General features: G+C 70.1%; 1 protein-coding gene. It reads left to right on the top strand.

Translation table 11 applies throughout. The features are described 5' to 3' along the window. Positions 1-351, top strand: a 351-nt coding sequence (locus D9V41_RS16945) for a TetR/AcrR family transcriptional regulator (protein ID WP_121795635.1), incomplete at both ends; no start/stop codon positions are given.

Raw genomic sequence — 351 nt, 5'->3', positions numbered from 1 at the left:
ATGACCGCCAAGTCAGAGGACACCAAGCGACGGCTCGTGCAGGCGGCGATCGACACGATCAGCTCGGAGGGCATCGCCAAGGTGTCGGCGCGGAGCATCGCCGTGCGTGCCGGGCTCGCGCAGGGCCTGGTCTTCTACCACTTCGGGACCGTCACCGACCTCATCGGTCAGGCCTGCTTGGAGGCCACGCGAGCACGGATCGACCGTTACGCCGAGCGCTTCGACGCCGTGGACAGCCTCACCGAGCTGGTCGACCTCGCCGACCGATTGCACCGGGAGGAGCGGGCGGCCGGCACCGTGGCGGTGCTCGGGCAGATCCTGGCTGCGGCGCAAGTCGATCCGGCGCTGGCC

The organism is Aeromicrobium phragmitis, from assembly GCF_003674095.1.
Classification (GTDB): domain Bacteria; phylum Actinomycetota; class Actinomycetes; order Propionibacteriales; family Nocardioidaceae; genus Aeromicrobium; species Aeromicrobium phragmitis.
Note: the sequence above shows the minus strand (reverse complement) of the source record. Positions and strands in the feature narration are given on the sequence as shown.